17 protein-coding genes are annotated in these 19,784 nt (G+C 39.4%); 15 read left to right on the top strand and 2 right to left on the bottom strand.

Going from position 1 to position 19,784, the window contains the following annotated elements; all coding sequences use genetic code 11:
• Nucleotides 1-91 precede the first annotated feature (91 nt).
• Nucleotides 92-739 carry a hypothetical protein gene (locus tag ACNART_RS10400; protein WP_198629846.1) on the top strand — a complete coding sequence of 216 codons (648 nt, stop codon included), beginning with the start codon at nt 92-94 and terminating at the stop codon, nt 737-739.
• A 95-nt stretch (nt 740-834) separates the two neighbouring features.
• Here ACNART_RS10400 and hmpA read toward each other — a convergent pair whose 3' ends face one another.
• Complete coding sequence (gene hmpA, locus ACNART_RS10395) at nt 835-2,034, bottom strand: NO-inducible flavohemoprotein (protein ID WP_368927698.1); 1,200 nt, start codon at nt 2,032-2,034, stop codon at nt 835-837.
• Nucleotides 2,035-2,400: 366 nt separating this feature from the next.
• Here hmpA and glyA point away from each other — a divergent pair, with 366 nt between their 5' ends.
• Nucleotides 2,401-3,654 (top strand): serine hydroxymethyltransferase, encoded by a 1,254-nt coding sequence (gene glyA, locus ACNART_RS10390; protein ID WP_088495048.1) that lies wholly within the window; start codon nt 2,401-2,403, stop codon nt 3,652-3,654.
• A 92-nt stretch (nt 3,655-3,746) separates the two neighbouring features.
• Nucleotides 3,747-4,901 (top strand): 3-phenylpropionate MFS transporter, encoded by a 1,155-nt coding sequence (locus ACNART_RS10385; protein WP_368887573.1) that lies wholly within the window; start codon nt 3,747-3,749, stop codon nt 4,899-4,901.
• Between the two features lie 86 nt (nt 4,902-4,987).
• Here ACNART_RS10385 and suhB read toward each other — a convergent pair whose 3' ends face one another.
• Nucleotides 4,988-5,791 (bottom strand): inositol-1-monophosphatase, encoded by an 804-nt coding sequence (gene suhB / locus ACNART_RS10380; RefSeq protein ID WP_023581619.1) that lies wholly within the window; start codon nt 5,789-5,791, stop codon nt 4,988-4,990.
• 124 nt (nt 5,792-5,915) lie between these two features.
• Between suhB and trmJ the strand changes: the two genes are divergently transcribed.
• From trmJ to ACNART_RS10320, 12 genes are all read left to right on the top strand, one after another.
• Nucleotides 5,916-6,644: a tRNA (cytosine(32)/uridine(32)-2'-O)-methyltransferase TrmJ gene (gene trmJ / locus ACNART_RS10375; RefSeq protein ID WP_109370966.1), complete on the top strand. Its 729-nt coding sequence runs from the start codon at nt 5,916-5,918 to the stop codon at nt 6,642-6,644.
• 131 nt (nt 6,645-6,775) lie between these two features.
• Complete coding sequence (gene iscR, locus ACNART_RS10370) at nt 6,776-7,270, top strand: Fe-S cluster assembly transcriptional regulator IscR (RefSeq protein WP_006533450.1); 495 nt, start codon at nt 6,776-6,778, stop codon at nt 7,268-7,270.
• A gap of 68 nt (nt 7,271-7,338) precedes the next feature.
• Nucleotides 7,339-8,553, top strand: coding sequence for an IscS subfamily cysteine desulfurase (locus ACNART_RS10365; RefSeq protein WP_100158398.1), 1,215 nt, complete (start codon nt 7,339-7,341; stop codon nt 8,551-8,553).
• Nucleotides 8,554-8,577: 24 nt separating this feature from the next.
• Nucleotides 8,578-8,964, top strand: a complete 387-nt coding sequence (gene iscU, locus ACNART_RS10360; RefSeq protein WP_006533447.1) for a Fe-S cluster assembly scaffold IscU — start codon at nt 8,578-8,580, stop codon at nt 8,962-8,964.
• Nucleotides 8,965-9,053: 89 nt separating this feature from the next.
• Nucleotides 9,054-9,377, top strand: coding sequence for an iron-sulfur cluster assembly protein IscA (gene iscA / locus ACNART_RS10355; protein ID WP_006533446.1), 324 nt, complete (start codon nt 9,054-9,056; stop codon nt 9,375-9,377).
• Between the two features lie 48 nt (nt 9,378-9,425).
• Complete coding sequence (gene hscB / locus ACNART_RS10350) at nt 9,426-9,947, top strand: co-chaperone HscB (protein ID WP_100158400.1); 522 nt, start codon at nt 9,426-9,428, stop codon at nt 9,945-9,947.
• An 11-nt stretch (nt 9,948-9,958) separates the two neighbouring features.
• Complete coding sequence (gene hscA / locus ACNART_RS10345; protein WP_198625819.1) at nt 9,959-11,809, top strand: Fe-S protein assembly chaperone HscA; 1,851 nt, start codon at nt 9,959-9,961, stop codon at nt 11,807-11,809.
• Between the two features lie 2 nt (nt 11,810-11,811).
• Entirely contained in the window at nt 11,812-12,147 is a 336-nt protein-coding gene (gene fdx, locus ACNART_RS10340) for an ISC system 2Fe-2S type ferredoxin (RefSeq protein WP_198619730.1), read from the top strand.
• A gap of 15 nt (nt 12,148-12,162) precedes the next feature.
• Complete coding sequence (gene iscX / locus ACNART_RS10335; RefSeq protein WP_006533441.1) at nt 12,163-12,357, top strand: Fe-S cluster assembly protein IscX; 195 nt, start codon at nt 12,163-12,165, stop codon at nt 12,355-12,357.
• 280 nt (nt 12,358-12,637) lie between these two features.
• Entirely contained in the window at nt 12,638-13,933 is a 1,296-nt protein-coding gene (gene pepB / locus ACNART_RS10330) for an aminopeptidase PepB (protein ID WP_368927700.1), read from the top strand.
• A 27-nt stretch (nt 13,934-13,960) separates the two neighbouring features.
• Complete coding sequence (locus ACNART_RS10325) at nt 13,961-14,386, top strand: enhanced serine sensitivity protein SseB C-terminal domain-containing protein (RefSeq protein ID WP_196534111.1); 426 nt, start codon at nt 13,961-13,963, stop codon at nt 14,384-14,386.
• A gap of 288 nt (nt 14,387-14,674) precedes the next feature.
• Nucleotides 14,675-19,768, top strand: coding sequence for an alpha-2-macroglobulin (locus ACNART_RS10320; protein ID WP_368927701.1), 5,094 nt, complete (start codon nt 14,675-14,677; stop codon nt 19,766-19,768).
• Nucleotides 19,769-19,784 lie beyond the last annotated feature (16 nt).

Below are 19,784 nucleotides of genomic sequence, written 5' to 3'. Positions count from 1 at the left end.
TTACTATTTTTTATAAACTTTAAGGCACAAAATGTTATTCAATAACTTTTAAGGAAAGTTATTATCATCAATATTAAAAAATCATTAAGGTATGGGCAAAATAGTGTTTAATTATTTATTAAAGCGTCTCGCTTTATTTTTATGTGCAGCAGTGTTAATCGCTATCACTACGGGATTTATTTTTCTTGATATTTTGGTTCTTGATAATGGTATTTCTGAAACGTCGGTAACTGAATTAGGTCAAGAAATTATCGTTGCCATTGTCTGTTTATTCTTTTTCGTTAAAGCGTGCCAAGGATGTGAACAACAGGGAGCATTCACACTTATTCTGGGCTTTTTTCTATGTATTTTAATTCGTGAGTTAGATGGTGTATTTGATCAGATTGCACACGGCTCTTGGGTTTGGTTTGCTCTAACGGTCACGTTTATTTGTATTGCTATTGCAATTAGAGAAGGCAAAAGAACGTTAAAAGGCTTAATTCACTTTATTACTCATCCAAGCCATGGAATGTTAGTTGCTGGTCTATTATGTGTTTTACTGTTCTCTCGTTTATTTGGCATGGGAATACTTTGGCATAAACTATTGGGTGAGGATTATAACCGTGCTGTTAAAAACATGGTGGAAGAGGGCAGTGAATTATTTGGTTATACGCTCTGTTTAATTAGTGTTATTTGGTACGGTCTTTCTGCTAAAGAGCATGTTATTCCTGCGGCGATTGAAAATAAATATCGATCATAAAAAGGCAGTGAAATAGCTAATAAAAACGCCGATAAATATAACTCTATCAGCGTTTTTTTTATTCAATTTAAAATCGAACTTTAATGAAAGTATTTTTACTGTAAATCTTGTGTAATAACAGCATGAGGACCAAAACATTCATAATGAAGTTTGTCACTATTAATACCTAATTCAATAAGTTGCTTAGCAACAGATTGCATAAAAGGTAATGGACCACAAAAATAGAAATGCATATCAGGAATAGTTAACCAATCTTCAACTTGTTTTAATGTCATTAAGCCTTCGAATTGATAATCTTTATTTTGCACGTCTTCCGCTCGTGGCGTGCGATACCATATCGCTTGTTGATAATGTGAAAGTTGATTGCCGACTTGATTAACTTCATCTTTAAAAGCATGAACACCACCATGTTCAGCTGCATGTAACCAATTGATATTAGCTTTATGAGCTGAAAGTGTGTGTAACATAGATAGCATTGGCGTTAAACCCACACCTGCTGAAATTAAGGTTACAGGTGTTGTTGGTGACACATCTAAATAGAAATCGCCCCCTGGTGCGGCGACTTGTAAAGTATCACCTTCTTGAATATGGTCATGCAGAAAATTCGATAAAATACCTTTATCTTCGCGTTTTACTGCGATGCGATAGGTTTTATTATTTGAAGAGTGAGTTAATGAATATTGACGTATTTCTTGGTTTTCAAGATGTTCATCACGGATATAAAGGCTTAAATATTGCCCTGCTTGATAAGGAGTAACCGCAAGTCCATCTTCAGGCTCTAATTCAAAACTGGTAATTACATCACTTTGTTTTACTTTATGTTTAACTTTAAAGTTTCGTAATCCTCTCCAACCTCCATTTGTTTGTTCTTTTTGTTGATAAATTTGTTCTTCGCGATTGATAAAGACATCAGCCAATATTTGATAAGCCTCCCCCCAAGCATCTAGCACTTCTTGCCCAGGACTAAACATCTCATCAATTGTTGCTAATAAATTTTCACCGACGATGGGATAGTGTTCAGGAAGAATATTTAAACTGGTGTGTTTTTGTGCAATTTTTTCAACGGCAGGCAAAATAGTAGCTAAGTTTTCAATATTCGTCGCATAAGCGCATATTGCATTAAATAAGGCTTCACGTTGCGCACCACTGCTTTGATGGCTCATGGTGAAAATATCTTTTAATTCTGGGTGGCGAGAAAACATTCGATCATAAAAATGGGCAGTTAACGCAGGACCTGTTTTAGCAATGAGGGGAATTGTTGATTTAATTGTCGCGATAGTTTGTGCATCTAACATAATTGCTCCTGAAAAATTTTCAGTTTATTGTGAATTTTTATAAATTGCATTTTATATGCAACTTATCTCTTTTTGAGTATTTTGTAAATCTCTGTTTTTATTTTTTAACAAAAAATCTCAATTCTTAGAGAATGATGCGGGGTGTTTGCAAAATAAGGCGAGATGCACCTCAAAAAGAGGAATAAGTACAGGATAAAATGAGGTTGTTAAAAAGTAATAATATGCTGTTATAGTTGGATGGCAAACGATTGCGTATTTTTTCATTAGGGGCTATCTCAATGAAGAAAAAGAGTTTACACTGTATGCCATTCTTTCTCCCGCATGGGAGTTTGTCTTTAGTGAAGTTAGCTGAGTCAGGAGATGTGAATGTTAAAACGTGAAATGAATATTGCTGATTACGATCCAGAATTATGGAATGCAATGGAAGGTGAAGTGACTCGTCAAGAAGAGCACATCGAACTTATTGCTTCTGAAAACTATACCAGCCCTCGTGTTATGCAGGCGCAGGGATCTCAGCTGACAAATAAATATGCTGAAGGCTATCCGGGTAAACGTTACTACGGTGGTTGTGAGTATGTGGATGTTGTAGAGCAACTGGCTATCGATCGTGCAAAAGCATTATTTGGTGCAGATTACGCTAACGTACAGCCTCACTCAGGCTCTCAAGCGAATGCCGCTGTCTATATGGCATTATTAAAACCAGGTGATACCGTTTTAGGTATGAACCTAGCGCAAGGCGGTCACTTAACTCATGGTTCACCAGTTAACTTTTCTGGTAAACTGTATAATATCGTACCTTATGGTATTGATGAATCAGGTAAAATTGATTACGAAGATATCGCTATTCAGGCTAAAAAACATCAACCAAAAATGATCATCGGTGGTTTCTCTGCTTATTCTGGTCTGGTTGATTGGGCTAAAATGCGCGAAATTGCAGATAGCATTGGTGCATTCTTATTTGTTGATATGGCACACGTAGCAGGTATGGTTGCAGCGGGTGTTTATCCTAACCCAGTTCCTCATGCACATGTTGTTACAACAACAACCCACAAAACTTTAGCGGGTCCACGTGGTGGTCTTATCCTTGCTAAAGGTGGCGACGAAGAGTTTTATAAAAAACTGAACTCTGCTGTATTCCCTGGTTCTCAAGGTGGCCCTTTAATGCATGTTATTGCAGGTAAAGCGGTTGCATTAAAAGAAGCTATGGAGCCAGAATTTAAAGTTTATCAGCAACAAGTTGCGAAAAACTCGAAAGCAATGGTAGAAGTTTTCTTAGATCGCGGTTATAAAGTAGTGTCTGGCGGAACTGAAAACCACCTGTTTTTATTAGATTTAGTCGATAAAGATATTACAGGTAAAGATGCAGATGCTGCACTGGGTCGTGCAAATATCACTGTTAACAAAAACAGCGTACCAAATGATCCACGTAGCCCATTTGTCACTTCTGGTGTTCGTATCGGTTCTCCAGCGATTACACGTCGTGGTTTTAAAGAAGCGGAAGCTCGTGAATTAGCCGGTTGGATGTGTGATGTCCTTGATAATATCAATGATGAAGCGAACATTGAGAAAGTGAAACAAAAAGTCTTGGATATCTGCGCTAAATTTCCAGTTTACGCATAAGTTTGTAACGATATAATAAAACCCGTTGTACAAGCCCGCTTCGAGAACTTGTTCTTGGCGGGTTTTTTTGCATCTTAAAAATGGGGGATTGGATGGTTATTCCATCAACATTGTGGCTTGCCTTAGATTATTTTACTTATTTCTTTTCATACGGCATTTTTTTACCTTTTTGGTCCATATGGCTAAAAGGAGAGGGTGTCGATCCGGCAATGATAGGTCTGTTATTAGGTGTAGGTTTAACTGCACGTTTTGTTGGTAGCCTAATTTTAACGCCTGCGGTAAAGGATCCGTCAAAACTTATCACTGCATTGAGATTATTTGCTTTTCTCTCATTACTTTTTACTGTTGCATTTATGATGGGTAGCCATTGGGCATGGTTATTCTTTGTGATGACAGGATTTAACGTTTTCTTTTCACCAATGGTGCCTTTAGGGGATTCCCTAGCGGGAACGTGGCAAAAACAGTTTCCTTTTGATTATGGAAAAATTCGCGTTTGGGGTTCAATCGCTTTTATTATTAGCTCATCATTGCTAGGTGTTTTAATTGATGCTTTTGGGCATCCCATTATTCTTTATGGATTGATTGCCAGTACTTTTGCTCTATTCCTGACATCTATGCTCCGCCCTAAAATTATGCCACAGGGTAAAGTAAAAAAAGCAGAACACAGCAATGTGTCCTTTATGAAACTCATTTCAGATGGGCCAGTTTGGCGTTTTCTGTTATGTGTCTCTTTACTGCAAGGCGCACACGCAGCTTATTACGGTTTTAGCGCACTTTATTGGGAAAAAGCAGGGTATGACACTGCAACAATCGGCTATCTTTGGTCATTAGGTGTGGTTTCAGAGGTAGTTGTTTTTATGCTGAGCCATCGTTTATTCCGTCGTTGGAGCGCAAGAAATTTACTTTTGCTTTCTGCTTTTGCTGGATTTTTACGTTGGGGATTAATGGGGAGTTTTACCGCATTACCCGCGCTTATTGTTGTTCAAATCTTACATAGTGGTACGTTTACAGTGTGCCATTTAGCCGCTATGCGCTTTATTAGTGCGCGTCAAGAGCATGAAATTATTCGCCTGCAAGCCGTTTATTCTGCTTTAGCAATGGGAGGAAGTATTGCGATTATGACGATAGTATCAGGTTGGCTATATGAGAAACTGCCAAATCAAGAATCATTAATTTTCTGGTTAATGGCGGCATTAACTATTCCTGCGATGTTTATAAGACCTCAAGTTAAACCTCAAAATAGTTAACTTGTTCTACATAAGAAAAAGTGCAATAAAAAAGACCATAATATTATGGTCTTTTTCGTTTATATTTTTTATTCGTATCAACGAAATTAACGTTTTAATGCATCTGTTAATTCGCTACGAATTTCAGCTAATAATGCTCTGACAACACGAGGGTTACCTGCAACAATATTACCTGTTTGTAGGTAGCCATGGTTACCTGTAAAGTCAGAAACGATAGCACCTGCTTCACGAGCGATTAATTCGCCACCTAAGAAATCCCAAGGTTTTAAGCCAATCTCAAAGAAACCATCAACACGACCTGCGGCAACATAAGCTAAATCTAATGCCGCTGAGCCTGTGCGACGGAAATCAGCACAAGGTACAAACAGTTTGCCTAACATGTTCATGTAAGCAGCTGAATGTTGCTTGCTTTTGAATGGAAAACCAGTCGCAAGAACAGCACCGTCTAAATCGCGAGCATTAGAGCCACGCAGACGATAACCATTTAATTGTGCGCCTTGACCACGAACGGCTGAGAATAATTCGTTACGCATAGGATCGTAAACAACAGCCACTTCAGTACGGCCTTTAATGCGTACAGCAATAGAAACAGAGAAGTGTGGAAGACGTTTAATGAAGTTAGTCGTGCCATCAAGTGGATCAATAACCCATTGTATGTCGTGATCTTCACCGAGTAACTCGCCACTTTCTTCCGTAATAATGGTGTGTTTTGGATAAGATTTACGGATGATTTCAATGATTGCTTGTTCTGCGTCACGGTCAACGTTAGTGACAAAATCATTGGTACCTTTCTGATTAGTTTCTACAGATTCAGGATTTTCGTAATTTTTGGCGATTAAATTACCAGCCTTACGTGCGGCACGTATGGCAATATTCAGCATCGGATGCATGGTTATCTTCCACAAGATGTTAAAGAACGGGGATAAAAAACGTGCCAGAGTATAACAGGCATTCGTGTTTCTGGCTACAATTGTGATAAAATAGATAGATCACAAAGCAATTAACAAGAAATCAATGTTAGAAAATATTCGCATCATCCTTGTAGAAACCTCGCATACAGGCAATATGGGCTCTACAGCTCGAGCTATGAAAACTATGGGATTAACCAATCTTTATTTTGTTAATCCAAAAGAAAAACCAGATTCGCATTCTATTGCCCTATCCGCGGGTGCAAGTGATGTTATTGGCAATGCACATATTGTTAATAGTATCGATGAAGCGATTGAAGGCTGTGGTTTAGTCATAGGAACAAGTGCCCGTAGCCGTACACTTTCTTGGCCAATGCTTGCACCGCGTGAATGTGGTGAGCGCTGTGTCATGGAAGCTAAAAATAAGCCTGTTGCTATTATTTTTGGTCGTGAACGCACAGGTTTAACCAATGAAGAATTACAAAAATGTGATTTTCATCTGTATGTTCCGACTAATCCAGAATATGGTTCTTTAAATTTAGCAATGGCTGTTCAGCTTGTTAGTTATGAAATTCGTATGGCAGCACTTGCCCAAGAAGAAAAACAAGAGGAAAATAACCCATCAGAGATTGATTATCCACCAGCTGATGATATAGAACGTTTTTACGTTCACTTAGAACAGGTGCTTAATGAATCTGGCTTTATTCGCCCTAAACATCCGGGACAAGTGATGAGCCGTTTACGCCGTCTATTTACGCGTGCGCGCCCAGAAACACAAGAGCTTCATATCTTACGTGGTATTCTGACGTCAGTTGAGAAATGGGCTAAGAAATAGAGGGCAAAGTTGATTAACTTAAGTCAACTTTTGGCTGAGTATAATACTTGACTAAAACACTCGGATAAATAGTTGACTAAATTACTCGGGAATGACACAATTTGATTATTGTTCACCACGGAGTATTTGTTATGAGACTGACATCAAAAGGGCGTTACGCAGTTACTGCAATGCTTGATGTTGCATTGCATTCACAGCAAGGCCCTGTCCCCCTCGCTGATATTTCAGAGCGTCAAGGGATTTCCCTTTCTTATCTTGAGCAGCTTTTCTCACGTTTGCGCAAAAATGAATTAGTCGCAAGTGTTCGTGGTCCTGGTGGCGGCTATTTATTAGGTCGTGATGCAGGGCAAATTTTTGTTGCTCAAGTTATTTCTGCGGTTGATGAATCTGTCGATGCTACCCGTTGTCAGGGTAACAAAGAAGGTTGTCAAGGTGGCGATCGTTGCCTGACTCATACTTTGTGGCGTGATTTAAGTGATCGTATAACCAGTTTCCTAAGCAGTATCAGCCTTGAAGAGTTAGTCAATAACGAAGAGGTTATGGATGTCGCCGATCGTCAAGACAATGAAAAACGCCATGCTATCAATGGTCGTTTACAAGAAACCATTGTTAATATGCGAGTTTAACGGCGATCTCTAGGTAGGCAAAAACAAAATTATTAAAGAAGATCCGTCGTCTTTGGAGTTAGTGAGCAATGAAATTACCCATTTATCTAGATTATTCAGCAACCACTCCCGTTGATCCACGAGTTGCTGAAAAAATGATGCAATGCCTGACTATTGATGGCATTTTTGGTAACCCAGCCTCTCGTTCACACCGTTTTGGTTGGCAAGCAGAAGAAGCTATCGATATTGCACGTAATCAGATTGCTGATTTAATCGGTGCAGATCCTCGTGAAATCGTATTCACATCAGGCGCAACTGAAGCTGATAACCTCGCACTAAAAGGTGTTGCTAACTTTTACCAGAAAAAAGGTAAGCACATCATCACTTCAAAAACTGAACATAAAGCCATTTTAGACACTTGTCGTCAACTTGAGCGTGAAGGTTTTGAAGTGACTTATTTAGCACCAAAAAGTGATGGTCTGATTGACCTGAAAGAGCTTGAAGAAGCGATGCGTGAAGACACTATTTTAGTTTCTATCATGCATGTAAATAACGAAATTGGTGTTGTTCAAGATATTGCTGCTATCGGTGAATTATGCCGTAGCAAAGGTATTGTTTACCACGTAGATGCAACACAAAGCGTGGGTAAACTACCGATTGATCTCTCTAAGTTAAAAGTTGATTTACTTTCTCTTTCTGCGCATAAAGTTTACGGCCCTATGGGTATTGGTGCGCTTTATGTTCGTCGTAAACCACGCATTCGTTTAGAAGCTCAAATGCATGGTGGCGGACATGAGCGTGGTATGCGTTCAGGTACATTAGCCGTTCACCAAATTGTAGGTATGGGCGAAGCTTACCGTATTTTGAAAGAAGAAATGGCTGATGAAACTAAACGCTTAAACGAATTACGTTTACGTTTATGGAATGGCATTAAAGATATCGAAGAAGTTTATATCAACGGTTCTTTAGAACATACTGCGCCAAATATTCTTAATGTGAGCTTCAACTATGTTGAAGGCGAATCATTAATGATGGCACTGAAAGATCTTGCTGTATCTTCAGGCTCTGCCTGTACTTCAGCTAGTTTAGAACCTTCTTATGTACTGCGTGCTTTAGGTTTAACTGATGAACTTGCACACAGTTCTATTCGCTTCTCTCTGGGTCGTTTCACCACTGAAGAAGAAATAGATTATGCAATTGAACAAATCCACAGTGCCATTGGTCGTTTACGTGATCTTTCGCCACTTTGGGATATGCATAAACAAGGTGTTGATATCAACAGCATCGAATGGTCTCACCATTAATCAGACGTTTTCAGGAGTTAAATCATGGCTTACAGCGAAAAAGTAATTGATCATTATGAAAACCCTCGTAATGTGGGATCATTTGATAATAATGACCCTACTGTAGGGAGTGGTATGGTTGGCGCACCTGCTTGTGGTGACGTTATGAAACTGCAAATCAAAGTTGACGATAATGGCGTAATTGAAGATGCGCGTTTTAAAACTTATGGTTGTGGTTCAGCAATTGCATCAAGTTCACTGGTAACAGAATGGATGAAAGGCAAAACATTAGATGAAGCCGAATCTATTAAGAACACAGCAATTGCAGAAGAATTAGAATTACCACCAGTGAAAATTCACTGTTCAATTCTTGCAGAAGATGCAATAAAAGCAGCGATTGCAGACTATAAAAGCAAACGCCAAGGCAAGTAATTGTCTTTTATAATAAAAAAATAAAATATTGGCGGATGCTGAAACTTTTTTTCAGTATCCGCTTTCGTTCTTTATGAGTGAGGTGTGCCATGTCAATTTCCCTTACAGAATCCGCCGCTAATCGAGTTCGCTCTTTCTTATCTAATCGTGGAAAAGGTGAAGGTTTGCGTTTAGGCGTAAGAACATCTGGTTGTTCTGGAATGGCTTATGTTCTTGAGTTTGCTGATGTCATCAATGACGAAGATACTGTTTTTGAAGACAAAGGTGTGAAAGTTATCGTTGATGGTAAAAGCATGGTCTATTTAGATGGAACAGAGCTTGATTTCGTCAAAGAAGGATTAAACGAAGGCTTTAAATTTAACAACCCAAATGTATCTAATGAGTGTGGTTGTGGTGAGAGCTTCACTGTGTAATTTGTGTTAAAACACAGTATTAACGTTAATTAATCCAAGAGTAGATGTATGGACTATTTCACACTATTAGGCATGCCTAATCGTTTTGATATTGATAAACAGCAACTTGCTACACGTTATCAAGATATGCAGCGTCAATATCACCCAGATCGTTTTGCAGGTCAGTCTGAAAAAGAACAGGCTCAAGCAATCTCGCTTGCTTCAACCATCAATCAGGCTTATCAGACCTTAAAAAATCCACTCTCAAGAGCTGAATACATGCTCTCATTACACGGTATCGATATTGCTAATGAGCAACAAACGATGCACGATACTGCATTTTTAATGGAGCAACTCACATTACGTGAAGAGCTGGATAACATCGAACACAGTGCTGAAGCCGAAAGTTTGTTAGCCGATTTTTCTGCGCGTTTAGAAAAAATGTACACAGTACGCCATGATGAAATGGTCAAAACGTTAGATAATCAAACTTGGGATATTGCTGCAGATAATGTGAGAAAATTGCGTTTTCTCGCAAAATTAAAAGAGCAAGTAGAGCAACTTGAAGAACGCTTGTTTGATGGTTTTTAAGGGAAATAGTTATGTCATTATTACAAATTAGTGAACCGGGTCAAACGCCTGCACCGCACCAGCGCCGACTTGCAGCGGGTATTGATTTAGGTACGACACACTCATTAGTTGCCACTGTACGTAGTGGGCAAGCCGAAGCGCTTTCAGACAGCGAAGGTCGCTATTTATTGCCATCTGTTGTGCAGTATCAAGTTGATAATATCAATGTTGGTTGGAATGCTAAAAAAGAAGCAGAAAAAGATCCTGCTAACACGATAAGCTCAATAAAAAGAATGGTGGGTCGCTCACTGAGTGATGTGACAAGCCGTTATCCAAACCTTCCTTATCATTTTCATGAAAATGACAACGATCTGCCATTAATTAAAACCGCAGCAGGTATTGTCGATCCTATCCAAGTCTCCTCTGACATATTAAAAACATTAGCAGAGCGCGCGATACAATCATTAGGTGGCGAACTTGATGGTGTTGTTGTTACTGTGCCTGCTTATTTTGATGATGCTCAACGTCAAGGCACAAAAGAAGCGGCTCGTCGTGCGGGTTTACATGTTCTACGTTTATTAAATGAACCAACTGCGGCAGCTATTGCTTATGGTCTAGATTCAGGAAAAGAAGGCACCATCGTTGTTTATGATTTAGGTGGTGGTACTTTTGATATCTCTGTTCTGCGTTTAACTAAAGGCGTTTTTGAAGTCTTAGCGACTGGCGGTGATACTGCCTTAGGTGGCGATGATTTTGATATGATGCTGGCAGACTGGATAAGAGAACGTGCTGGTTTTGGACATCAAAAAGATGCTGTATTACAACGTCAATTACTAGATGTTGCATCAGAAACCAAAATTGCATTGAGTGATAACGATGTTGCAGATATCAACATTAATGGATGGAAAGGTGAGATCACTCGTGCTGAGTTTGAATCATTAATTCAATCATTAGTGAAACGTACATTATTATCTGTTCGTCGCGCATTAAAAGACGCGGATGTTGAAATAGATGAAGTTCTAGAAGTGGTTATGGTTGGTGGTTCAACACGAGTGCCATTAGTTCGTCAAATGGTGGGTGATTATTTTAAACGAGAACCGTTAACCTCTATCGATCCAGATAAAGTGGTTGCCATTGGTGCTTCAATCCAAGCTGATATTTTGGTGGGCAATAAACCGGATAGCGAAATGCTATTGCTAGATGTTATTCCACTTTCTCTTGGTCTTGAAACAATGGGCGGATTAGTTGAAAAAGTGATCCCTCGCAATACCACTATTCCTGTTGCCCGAGCGCAAGAATTTACGACATTCAAAGATGGTCAAACGGCAATGAGTGTTCACGTTGTTCAAGGTGAACGTGAAATGGTGAGTGATTGTCGTTCTTTAGCACGTTTCACATTACGTGGAATTCCTCCAATGGCTGCGGGTGGCGCACATATTCGTGTCACTTTCCAAGTTGATGCTGATGGTTTACTCAGTGTCAGTGCAATGGAAAAATCAACGGGTGTTGAAGCCTCAGTACAAGTCAAACCGTCTTATGGTCTTAGTGATACTGAAATCGCTAAGATGATCCAATCTTCGATGGAAAATGCCCAAGAAGATTTACAAGCTCGCCGTCTAGCTGAGCAAAAAGTCGAAGCAGCTCGCGTGTTAGAAAGTTTAACTGCAGCATTAGAAGAAGATGCTCATCTGTTAAATGAAGATGAGAAAATGGCTATCGACAAAGTTGTAGATACCTTAATAGAGAGCGTTGAAGGAACAGATCCTGTTGCTATTGAAAACGCGATTAAACTACTGGATAAGCAAACTCAGGATTTTGCAGCGCGTCGTATGGATTCATCTATTCGACAAGCGTTGGCAGGTCATTCTGTGGATGAGATATAACTATGCCTAAAATTGTATTTTTACCCCATAGCACACTGTGCCCTGAAGGTGCTGTTGTTGAGGCAACAGAAGGTGAGTCTATTCTAGATGTTGCATTACGCAACGGCATTGAGATTGAACATGCTTGTGAAATGTCTTGTGCATGTACAACTTGTCACTGTGTAGTGCGTGAAGGTTTTGATTCACTAGAAGAGAGCTCTGAGCTTGAAGACGACATGTTAGATAAAGCATGGGGTTTAGAGCCAGAAAGCCGCTTAAGTTGCCAAGCAAAAGTGACTGACGAAGATTTAGTTGTTGAGATCCCTAAATATTCGATTAATCACGCAAGAGAGCATTAATTTTAGGAGCCGAGCATGAAATGGAGTGACACGCGTGAAATAGGGGAAGCATTATTTGATCTTTACCCTGACACTGATCCTAAAACGGTACGCTTTACTGATATGCATCAGTGGATTTGTGATTTAGAAGATTTTGATGATGATCCACAGAAATCCAATGAAAAAATTCTTGAGGCTATTTTACTTGTTTGGCTTGATGAATTTGAATAATTGCTGACATCGTAAATTTAAAAGACTAGCTAATTGCTGGTCTTTTTGCATTATGGCCTTTCTCACTTTGCTTTATCAGTGATTTAAAAATAACCATAAAGAGGGAAGTATGGGGATTTTATTGTGCGATCTTCTTCGAGGAATATCATGTAAATACGTAAGATCACTGGATGATAATGGTGACCTCTTTGTTTTTGCAGTAAATTGATCACGCTAAACGGTAAATATCTGGTAGTCTGAATAGGTTAACTGCCACCAGTAATAATAAGTGAGACAATAAATGAATAAACAAATTATGCCTATCATGCTGTCAAATGAACCTGCTGCTGCATGTTGGGGTGAAAAAGCACTAATTAGCACTAGCGAAACCGGCATGACAATCCACTTAACGGAAGAAAACCGTTTAGGCGCTATTCAGCGTGGTGGACGTAAAGTTGATGGCCAAGGTATTAGTAATGTTGCACTTGTTGGCGAAGGCTGGGATTTAGAACGTAGTTGGGCTTTCTGGTTAGGATTTAGAGCACCTAAAGGCGCTCGTTCAATCGAATGGCCACAATTAAAGGATGCAGATAAACACGAACTAGAATCACGTATTCGCATCGTTGATTGGGTTAGAGATACCATCAATACACCAGCTGAAGAATTAGGGCCTGAACAACTAGCACAACGCACAGTTGATCTGTTCTGTGGTCTTGATAAAGAAGATATTAGCTATAAGATCACCAAAGGTGTTGATCTGCGCGATCAAAACTATGCCGGTATTTATACAGTAGGACGAGGCTCTTCTCGTGATCCTGTCTATTTAGCATTAGATTTCAATCCAACAAAAGATAGCAATGCCCCTGTATTTGCTTGTTTAGTCGGCAAAGGTATTACTTTTGACTCAGGTGGTTATAGCATCAAACCTTCATCATCCATGAATTCAATGAAAGCCGATATGGGTGGTGCAGCAACCTTAGCAGGTGCTTTAGCATTAGCGGTTACTCGTGGTTTAAATAAACGCGTAAAACTACTGCTCTGCATCGCAGATAATATGGTCAGCGGTAATGCCTTTAAATTAGGTGATATTATTCGTTACCGTAATGGCAAATCAGTTGAAATCATGAATACAGATGCTGAAGGCCGTTTAGTTTTAGCTGATGGTTTAATTGATGCAAGCAATATTGCACCAGAGCTGATTATCGATGCAGCAACATTAACGGGTGCAGCTAAAGTTGCAGTAGGTAATGACTACCACTCTGTATTAAGTTTTGATGATAAATTAGCAGCAGAGCTACTGACTAGCGCTGAACAAGAAAATGAATTGTTCTGGCGTCTACCATTAGCGGATTTCCATCGTAGTCAATTACCTTCTAGCTTCGCTGATTTAAATAATATCGCAGCACCTTCTCATACTGCAGGTGCAAGTACTGCGGCTGCATTCTTATCGCACTTTGTCACTAACTACAAAAAAGGTTGGGTACATATCGACTGTTCAGCAACGTACAGAAAATCTTCTGTAGAGCAATGGGCGGCAGGTGCTACGGGTTACGGTGTACGTTCTATCGCGAATCTGTTATTAGCAAAAGCAAAATAATAAACGTTATTTGATTTGGAGTTTGTAATGGGTGTATCTGAACAATTTGAGACACAAGAAATTGTTTCTGTTGAAGGTTCTTCTTTAAAGTTGAGTGTTCTAGAGCCACAACCTGAAAAATTAACAACCGCGCTTAGCGAGTTTTTTGGTGAACATAAACCGATCCGCCGCGCCTTTATTGTTAATGCTCAGGAGCAAGATGATGAAGAGTCATTTTATCTTATTGGTTTAGAAATAACGGGTGAAGAAGATGTGATCATGCAGATACTCCCACAAGCGGCTGAATCGGCTTTTGAATATTTAGAAGAAGGACAATCTCTAGATTTTTGCTTTGTGAATAAAGATGAAAAAGGCGTGAGTCATTTTATGATCCACCATGTATCACCTTTTTATCAACGCAAACTAGGGGGATTCTTAAGAAAAGGCATCCCAATAGTTAATTTGGATAGTTAATACAGCCCTCTAAATTTAGGCGATATCTCATCAGATATCGCTTTTTTTTATCTTATAATAGAAAATTGATTAAATTAGCAAATTGTTTGCATTTTTATATAACGCTTTGTTTTAGCTAGGCTTTATTTTTAAAGTAAAAATAAGACGACTTTGTTTTGTAATTTATTTCGTCTTACGCGGTAAAAGATAGCTTATTAAGTTATTCTTTATCTTATTAGCATAAAAAAATACATATATTATCTCTGCCTGCATAGAACATCGCATTATTCAGGGGTTGAATTAAAGGAAATGGATATGAACCAAAACCAATTTAGACAATATACAGAAAAGAGAGGCTATCGTTGGAGCTCTCTTGCTGTTGTATTGGCATCAGCATTGGCTCTTACAGGTTGTGATGATAAAACGGATGAAAACACATCATCTGCTGATAAGACGCAAAATACACAAGTGACAGAGCAAAAAGATACCGCTCAGAGCACATCAAGTACTGCAACTCAAATAAGCGAAAAACCAGCAGTTACAACAAAAACGAATAACGAAACTGCATTAAAAAGTAAAGAAGTCCGTGATGAGTTGGCAATGCGTTTTGCTGGAAAAGAAGTCACCGTATTAGATGCATCAGAATTACAGCGTGATGGTGCGAGCACAATGGTTGTGACTTTCTCTGTACCGCTTGATCCTGACCAAAAGTTTGATGATGTTATTCATCTTGTTGATACCAAAAAAGGGAAATTAGAAGGTGCGTGGGAGCTATCTGATAACCTAATGGAACTACGTTTCCGTCATTTACCACCATCAACAGAATTAAATTTAACTATTGATGAAAAAATAAAAGGTATTAATGAACGTACATTAACGACACCTTTTAGCCAGAAACTAACAACAGAAGAAATTTTCCCATCTGTTGGCTTTACCAGTAAAGGATCGTTACTGCCACTTGAAGCGGCTGAAGGTCTACCCATCATTGCGTTAAATGTGGGGCAAGTTGACGTAAACTTTTTCCGTGTTAAAGATGAGCAATTAGCCCAATTCTTAACGCAATGGGAAAGCCGTTCTAATATTAACTATTGGGAATCAGATGAGTTTTTATCTCAAGCTGATCTGGTTTATACCGGTCGCTTTGAATTAAACACAGAAACAAATACCCGTGAAAACGTGTTGTTACCGCTAAAATCAATAGATGCCCTGAAAAAAGAGGGTGCCTACATTGCGGTTATGCAACAAGCGGGTAAGTATTCTTATACGGTGCCAGCAACGGTATTTACATTTAGTGATATCGGACTATCGATGCACAGTTATCTTGATACGTTAGATATCTTTACCCAATCACTTAAAAATGGTTCTGCATTAGATAAAGTAGAAATTCGCCTATTAGATGAAAAAGGTGGATTGATTTCTAAAGCACAGACAGATAGCCAAGGGCATGCCACACTTGAGAAAAGTGATAAAGCACGTTTATTAATGGCTATTCGTGATGGGCAAACCAGTATGATTGACTTGCGTAAACCTGCGCTTGATCTGTCTGAATTTGATATTGGTGGCCCACAAGGTTATAGCAAACAGTTTTTTGCTTTCGGCCCACGTGATCTCTATCGTCCCGGTGAAACATTGATCGTTAACGCATTGCTACGTGACGGTGATGGTAATCCTATTAAAGAGCAACCTGTTAAAGTCGATCTGCTTAAAACAGACGGGCAAGTGTCTCGTAGTTTTGTTTGGCAACCTGAAAAGGGGCTTTACCAATTAAAATTAGTTATTCCTGCGGATGAAAATACTGGTACACGTACCTTACGTTTTGATGTAGGCGATGGTACACCTCGTTTCTATGAGTTTCAGGTCGAAGATTTTATGCCAGAACGTATGGCATTAGAAATCACTGGTAAGAAAGGCATTTTATTGAGTGGTAATGACGCTTATTTTGACATTAAGGGTCGCTATCTTTATGGCGCACCAGCTGCCGATAATCGCTTACAAGGGCAAGTCTTCTTAAAAGCCTCTCGTGAAGCTGTCAGTAAATTACCTGGATATGAATTTGGTACTGTAAAAGATGAAAACTTCAGCCGTCTACTGGATGAGTTTGAACTTAATTTAGACTCTGATGGTGAAGGTGAGTTAAGTGTTGATAGTGAACGCTACGCTGAGTTGAAATCACCTATCAATATTATTCTACAAGCAAGCTTACTTGAAGCGGGTGGACGTCCTGTTACTCGTCGTTATCAACAAGCAGTTTGGCCTGCCACTCATCTTGCGGGTATTCGTCCTGTCTTTCCTAAAAAAGAAGTCTACGATTATCGTACAGACAAATATAAATCAGGTTATAGCGTTGATGAAAACTCAATGGCTGAATTTGAAATTGTCTATACAGACCAAGACGGCAAAAAACTACCTGCTAATGATCTGAAAGTGAAGTTTATCTATGAACGCCATGATTATTACTGGCGTTGGTCTAGTTCGAATGGCTGGGAATCTGGCTATAACGAAAAAGATCTGCAAATGGATGAGCAAACAATTAAGATTGCGAAAGATGGCACCGCAAAAGTGGCATTCCCTGTTGAGTGGGGCTCTTATCGTATTGAAGTTGTTGATCCTAAAACAGAATTAGTTAGTAGCCTACGTTTCTGGGCAGGTTATTCTTGGATGGATAACACTGGTGGAACAGGCGCGGTAAGACCAGACCAAGTTAAATTGAAACTGGATAAAGATGGTTATTTACCGGGCGAAAAAGTTAAGTTAAACATTGTTGCACCTCATCCGGGTAAAGGTTATGTGTTACTTGAATCAAGTAATGGACCTTTATGGTGGCAGGAAATTGATGTACCAGAAAAAGGGCTTGATGTTGAAGTGCCTATTAATAAAGAGTGGGCAAGACACGATCTCTATCTGACTTCTGTTGTTGTAAGACCAGGAGATACTTCAAAACAAGCGACAGTAAAACGTGCTGTGGGTATTTTGCATTTACCATTACAGGATAAAAACCGTCGGATTGATATTTCACTTGATGCACCTGAAAAAATTCGCCCTAACCAAGATTTAAAAATTCGTATTAAAGCGAATCCAGTTGCTGGTCAGCCATTACCTGAAAATATTAATGTATTAGTTTCTGCGGTTGATACTGGTGTATTGAATATCACAGAGTATAAAACCCCTGATCCTTACGATGCCTTCTTTGGTCGTAAACGTTATAGCATTGACCAATATGATGTTTACGGTCAATTAATTGAAGGGCAAGGTCGTTTAGCTAACTTGCGTTTTGGTGGTGATGGTGGTGAAGCTGCCGCATTATCTCGTGGTGGCAAAAAGCCATTAACTGATGTGCAAATTATTGCTCAACAAACAGCTCCTGTAAAATTAAATGCTCAAGGTGAGGGCGAAGTTTCTTTGCCTATTCCAGAGTTTAATGGTGAAGTTCGTTTAATGGCGCAAGCTTGGACTGCGGATAAATTTGGTAGTCAGGAAGGTAAAGTTGTTATTGCTGCACCTTTAGTGACTCAGCTTTCATTACCTCGCTTTATGGCTGGTGGTGATAATGCACTTTTATCGTTAGATTTAACCAATCTGACAGATGATGCACAATCTATTACCTTAAATTATACCGCTTCAGGGTTGGTGGGGTTAGGTGGCGCTGAAAGCAAAACTGTCTCGCTAACGAAAGGTGAACGTACTCAAATTCAAATCCCAGTAAAAGCGAAACATGGCTTTGGTCAGGGGGAATTCTCACTGTCTATTTATGGTATTAAAGTACCGGGTGAAGAGATTAAACCTTATCACAATACATGGAATATTGGTGTTCGCCCTGCATTCCCAGCAGAAACTATTCATTATGCAAGCACATTGCAAGATGGTGATACTTGGCGCTTACCATCAGAAATTTTAAGTCGCTTTAATAGCTCAACGCTTGAAGGTGAGTTATTACTAACAAGCCGTCCTCCGTTACAAGTGGCGCGTTATGTTAGAGAGCTATTTGCTTATCCTTATGGTTGCTTAGAACAAACAGTCAGCGGGCTTTATCCTTCACTGTATTCAACAGAAAAAGAGTTGAAACAGTTGGGAATTAAAACGCAAACTGATGCTGATAGAAAAGCGGCTATTGATAAAGGTATTGCTCATCTGCTGACGATGCAAAAGTCAGAAGGCGGATTCTCTTTATGGGATCAAGGTGGACGTGAAGAATATTGGTTAACCGCTTATGCGACTGACTTCTTATTCCGTGCGTCACAACAAGGTTATTCAGTTCCAACTGATTCATTAAAACGTGCGAATGATCGTTTATTACGTTATTTACAAGATAAAAGCTTAGTTAACTATGAATATGCGGTTAATCAAGATGCAGCACGTTTCTCAGCAAGGGCTTATGCCGCGTTAGTATTAGCTAATCAGCAAAAAGCACCTTTAGGTGAATTACGTCGTCTCTATCTTGAGCGTAATCAAGCAGGAAGTGGTTTAGCCTTAGTTCAGTTAGGTATCGCATTAAAACTGATGGGGGATGGCAGCCGCGCTGAAAGCTTGATTGCTGAAGGTGTGACAACAACGCGTAAATATAATTATGGATTGGGCGACTACGGTAGCACCATTCGTGACCAAGCATTAATTATTGCATTGTTAAGTGAAAATAACCTTGAAACACAATCTCGTGATGCAAGTGTGATGACACTATCTGATAACTTAACAAGCCGTGAATGGTTCTCAACCCAAGAAAGTAACTCGTTATACCTTGCTGGGCGCTTCTTTATTAATATGGCAGAACAGCCTTGGGAAGTTGCTGTTAATCGTCAAGTTCCCGCAATCAGTAGCGATCGTGCAGTCAATGAGACATTAACATCAGCACAATTACAAGAAGGCTTAGAGCTAAATAATCGTGGTGGTGCCGCGATTTATTCTCGTATGAATATCGTGGGCTATCCTAAAGTGGCTCCTGCTCCTTATAGTAATATATTAAATATCCATCGCAGTTATTATGATTTGAAAGGAAACCGCGTTCATCCTAATCGCTTACAAAGTGGTGAAATGCTGGTGGTTAAACTGGAAGTTTCTGCTGATAGAGACGTACCTGATGCATTAGTTGTTGATTTATTACCAGCTGGTCTTGAAATCGAAAACCAAAACTTAGCATCAAGTAGTGCAAGCTTAAGTGATAGTGCTGCAGACTTGCAGGAATTTATCGACGATATGGGACAAGCGAATATCAAACATCTTGAGTATCGAGATGATCGCTTTGTTGCTGCTATCTCTGTTGATAAATATCGCCCTACGACATTGCTCTATTTAGCAAGAGCTGTAACACCAGGTAACTATCAAGTACCACCACCACAAGTTGAATCCATGTATGTGCCTTATTGGCGTGCAATAGGATCAACAGAAACCAAGATTGACGTTGTTCCTTAAATCTTGTAGCCCTTTC

The sequence above is a fragment of the Proteus sp. LHD240705 genome (assembly GCF_047921555.1).
GTDB lineage: Bacteria > Pseudomonadota > Gammaproteobacteria > Enterobacterales > Enterobacteriaceae > Proteus.
Note: the sequence above shows the minus strand (reverse complement) of the source record. Positions and strands in the feature narration are given on the sequence as shown.

Excerpts from the sequence above, each read along its gene's own strand:
- trmJ (WP_109370966.1), top strand. The coding sequence starts at position 5,916 with ATGTTAGAAAATATTCGCATCATCCTTGTAGAAACCTCGCATACAGGC.
- ACNART_RS10325 (WP_196534111.1), top strand. The coding sequence starts at position 13,961 with ATGGGTGTATCTGAACAATTTGAGACACAAGAAATTGTTTCTGTTGAA.
- ACNART_RS10385 (WP_368887573.1), top strand. The coding sequence starts at position 3,747 with ATGGTTATTCCATCAACATTGTGGCTTGCCTTAGATTATTTTACTTAT.
- ACNART_RS10320 (WP_368927701.1), top strand. The coding sequence starts at position 14,675 with ATGGATATGAACCAAAACCAATTTAGACAATATACAGAAAAGAGAGGC.
- iscU (WP_006533447.1), top strand. The coding sequence starts at position 8,578 with ATGGCTTACAGCGAAAAAGTAATTGATCATTATGAAAACCCTCGTAAT.
- iscR (WP_006533450.1), top strand. The coding sequence starts at position 6,776 with ATGAGACTGACATCAAAAGGGCGTTACGCAGTTACTGCAATGCTTGAT.
- hscA (WP_198625819.1), top strand. The coding sequence starts at position 9,959 with ATGTCATTATTACAAATTAGTGAACCGGGTCAAACGCCTGCACCGCAC.
- ACNART_RS10365 (WP_100158398.1), top strand. The coding sequence starts at position 7,339 with ATGAAATTACCCATTTATCTAGATTATTCAGCAACCACTCCCGTTGAT.
- hscB (WP_100158400.1), top strand. The coding sequence starts at position 9,426 with ATGGACTATTTCACACTATTAGGCATGCCTAATCGTTTTGATATTGAT.
- iscA (WP_006533446.1), top strand. The coding sequence starts at position 9,054 with ATGTCAATTTCCCTTACAGAATCCGCCGCTAATCGAGTTCGCTCTTTC.
- fdx (WP_198619730.1), top strand. The coding sequence starts at position 11,812 with ATGCCTAAAATTGTATTTTTACCCCATAGCACACTGTGCCCTGAAGGT.
- hmpA (WP_368927698.1), bottom strand. The coding sequence starts at position 2,034 with ATGTTAGATGCACAAACTATCGCGACAATTAAATCAACAATTCCCCTC.
- ACNART_RS10400 (WP_198629846.1), top strand. The coding sequence starts at position 92 with ATGGGCAAAATAGTGTTTAATTATTTATTAAAGCGTCTCGCTTTATTT.
- pepB (WP_368927700.1), top strand. The coding sequence starts at position 12,638 with ATGAATAAACAAATTATGCCTATCATGCTGTCAAATGAACCTGCTGCT.
- glyA (WP_088495048.1), top strand. The coding sequence starts at position 2,401 with ATGTTAAAACGTGAAATGAATATTGCTGATTACGATCCAGAATTATGG.
- suhB (WP_023581619.1), bottom strand. The coding sequence starts at position 5,791 with ATGCATCCGATGCTGAATATTGCCATACGTGCCGCACGTAAGGCTGGT.
- iscX (WP_006533441.1), top strand. The coding sequence starts at position 12,163 with ATGAAATGGAGTGACACGCGTGAAATAGGGGAAGCATTATTTGATCTT.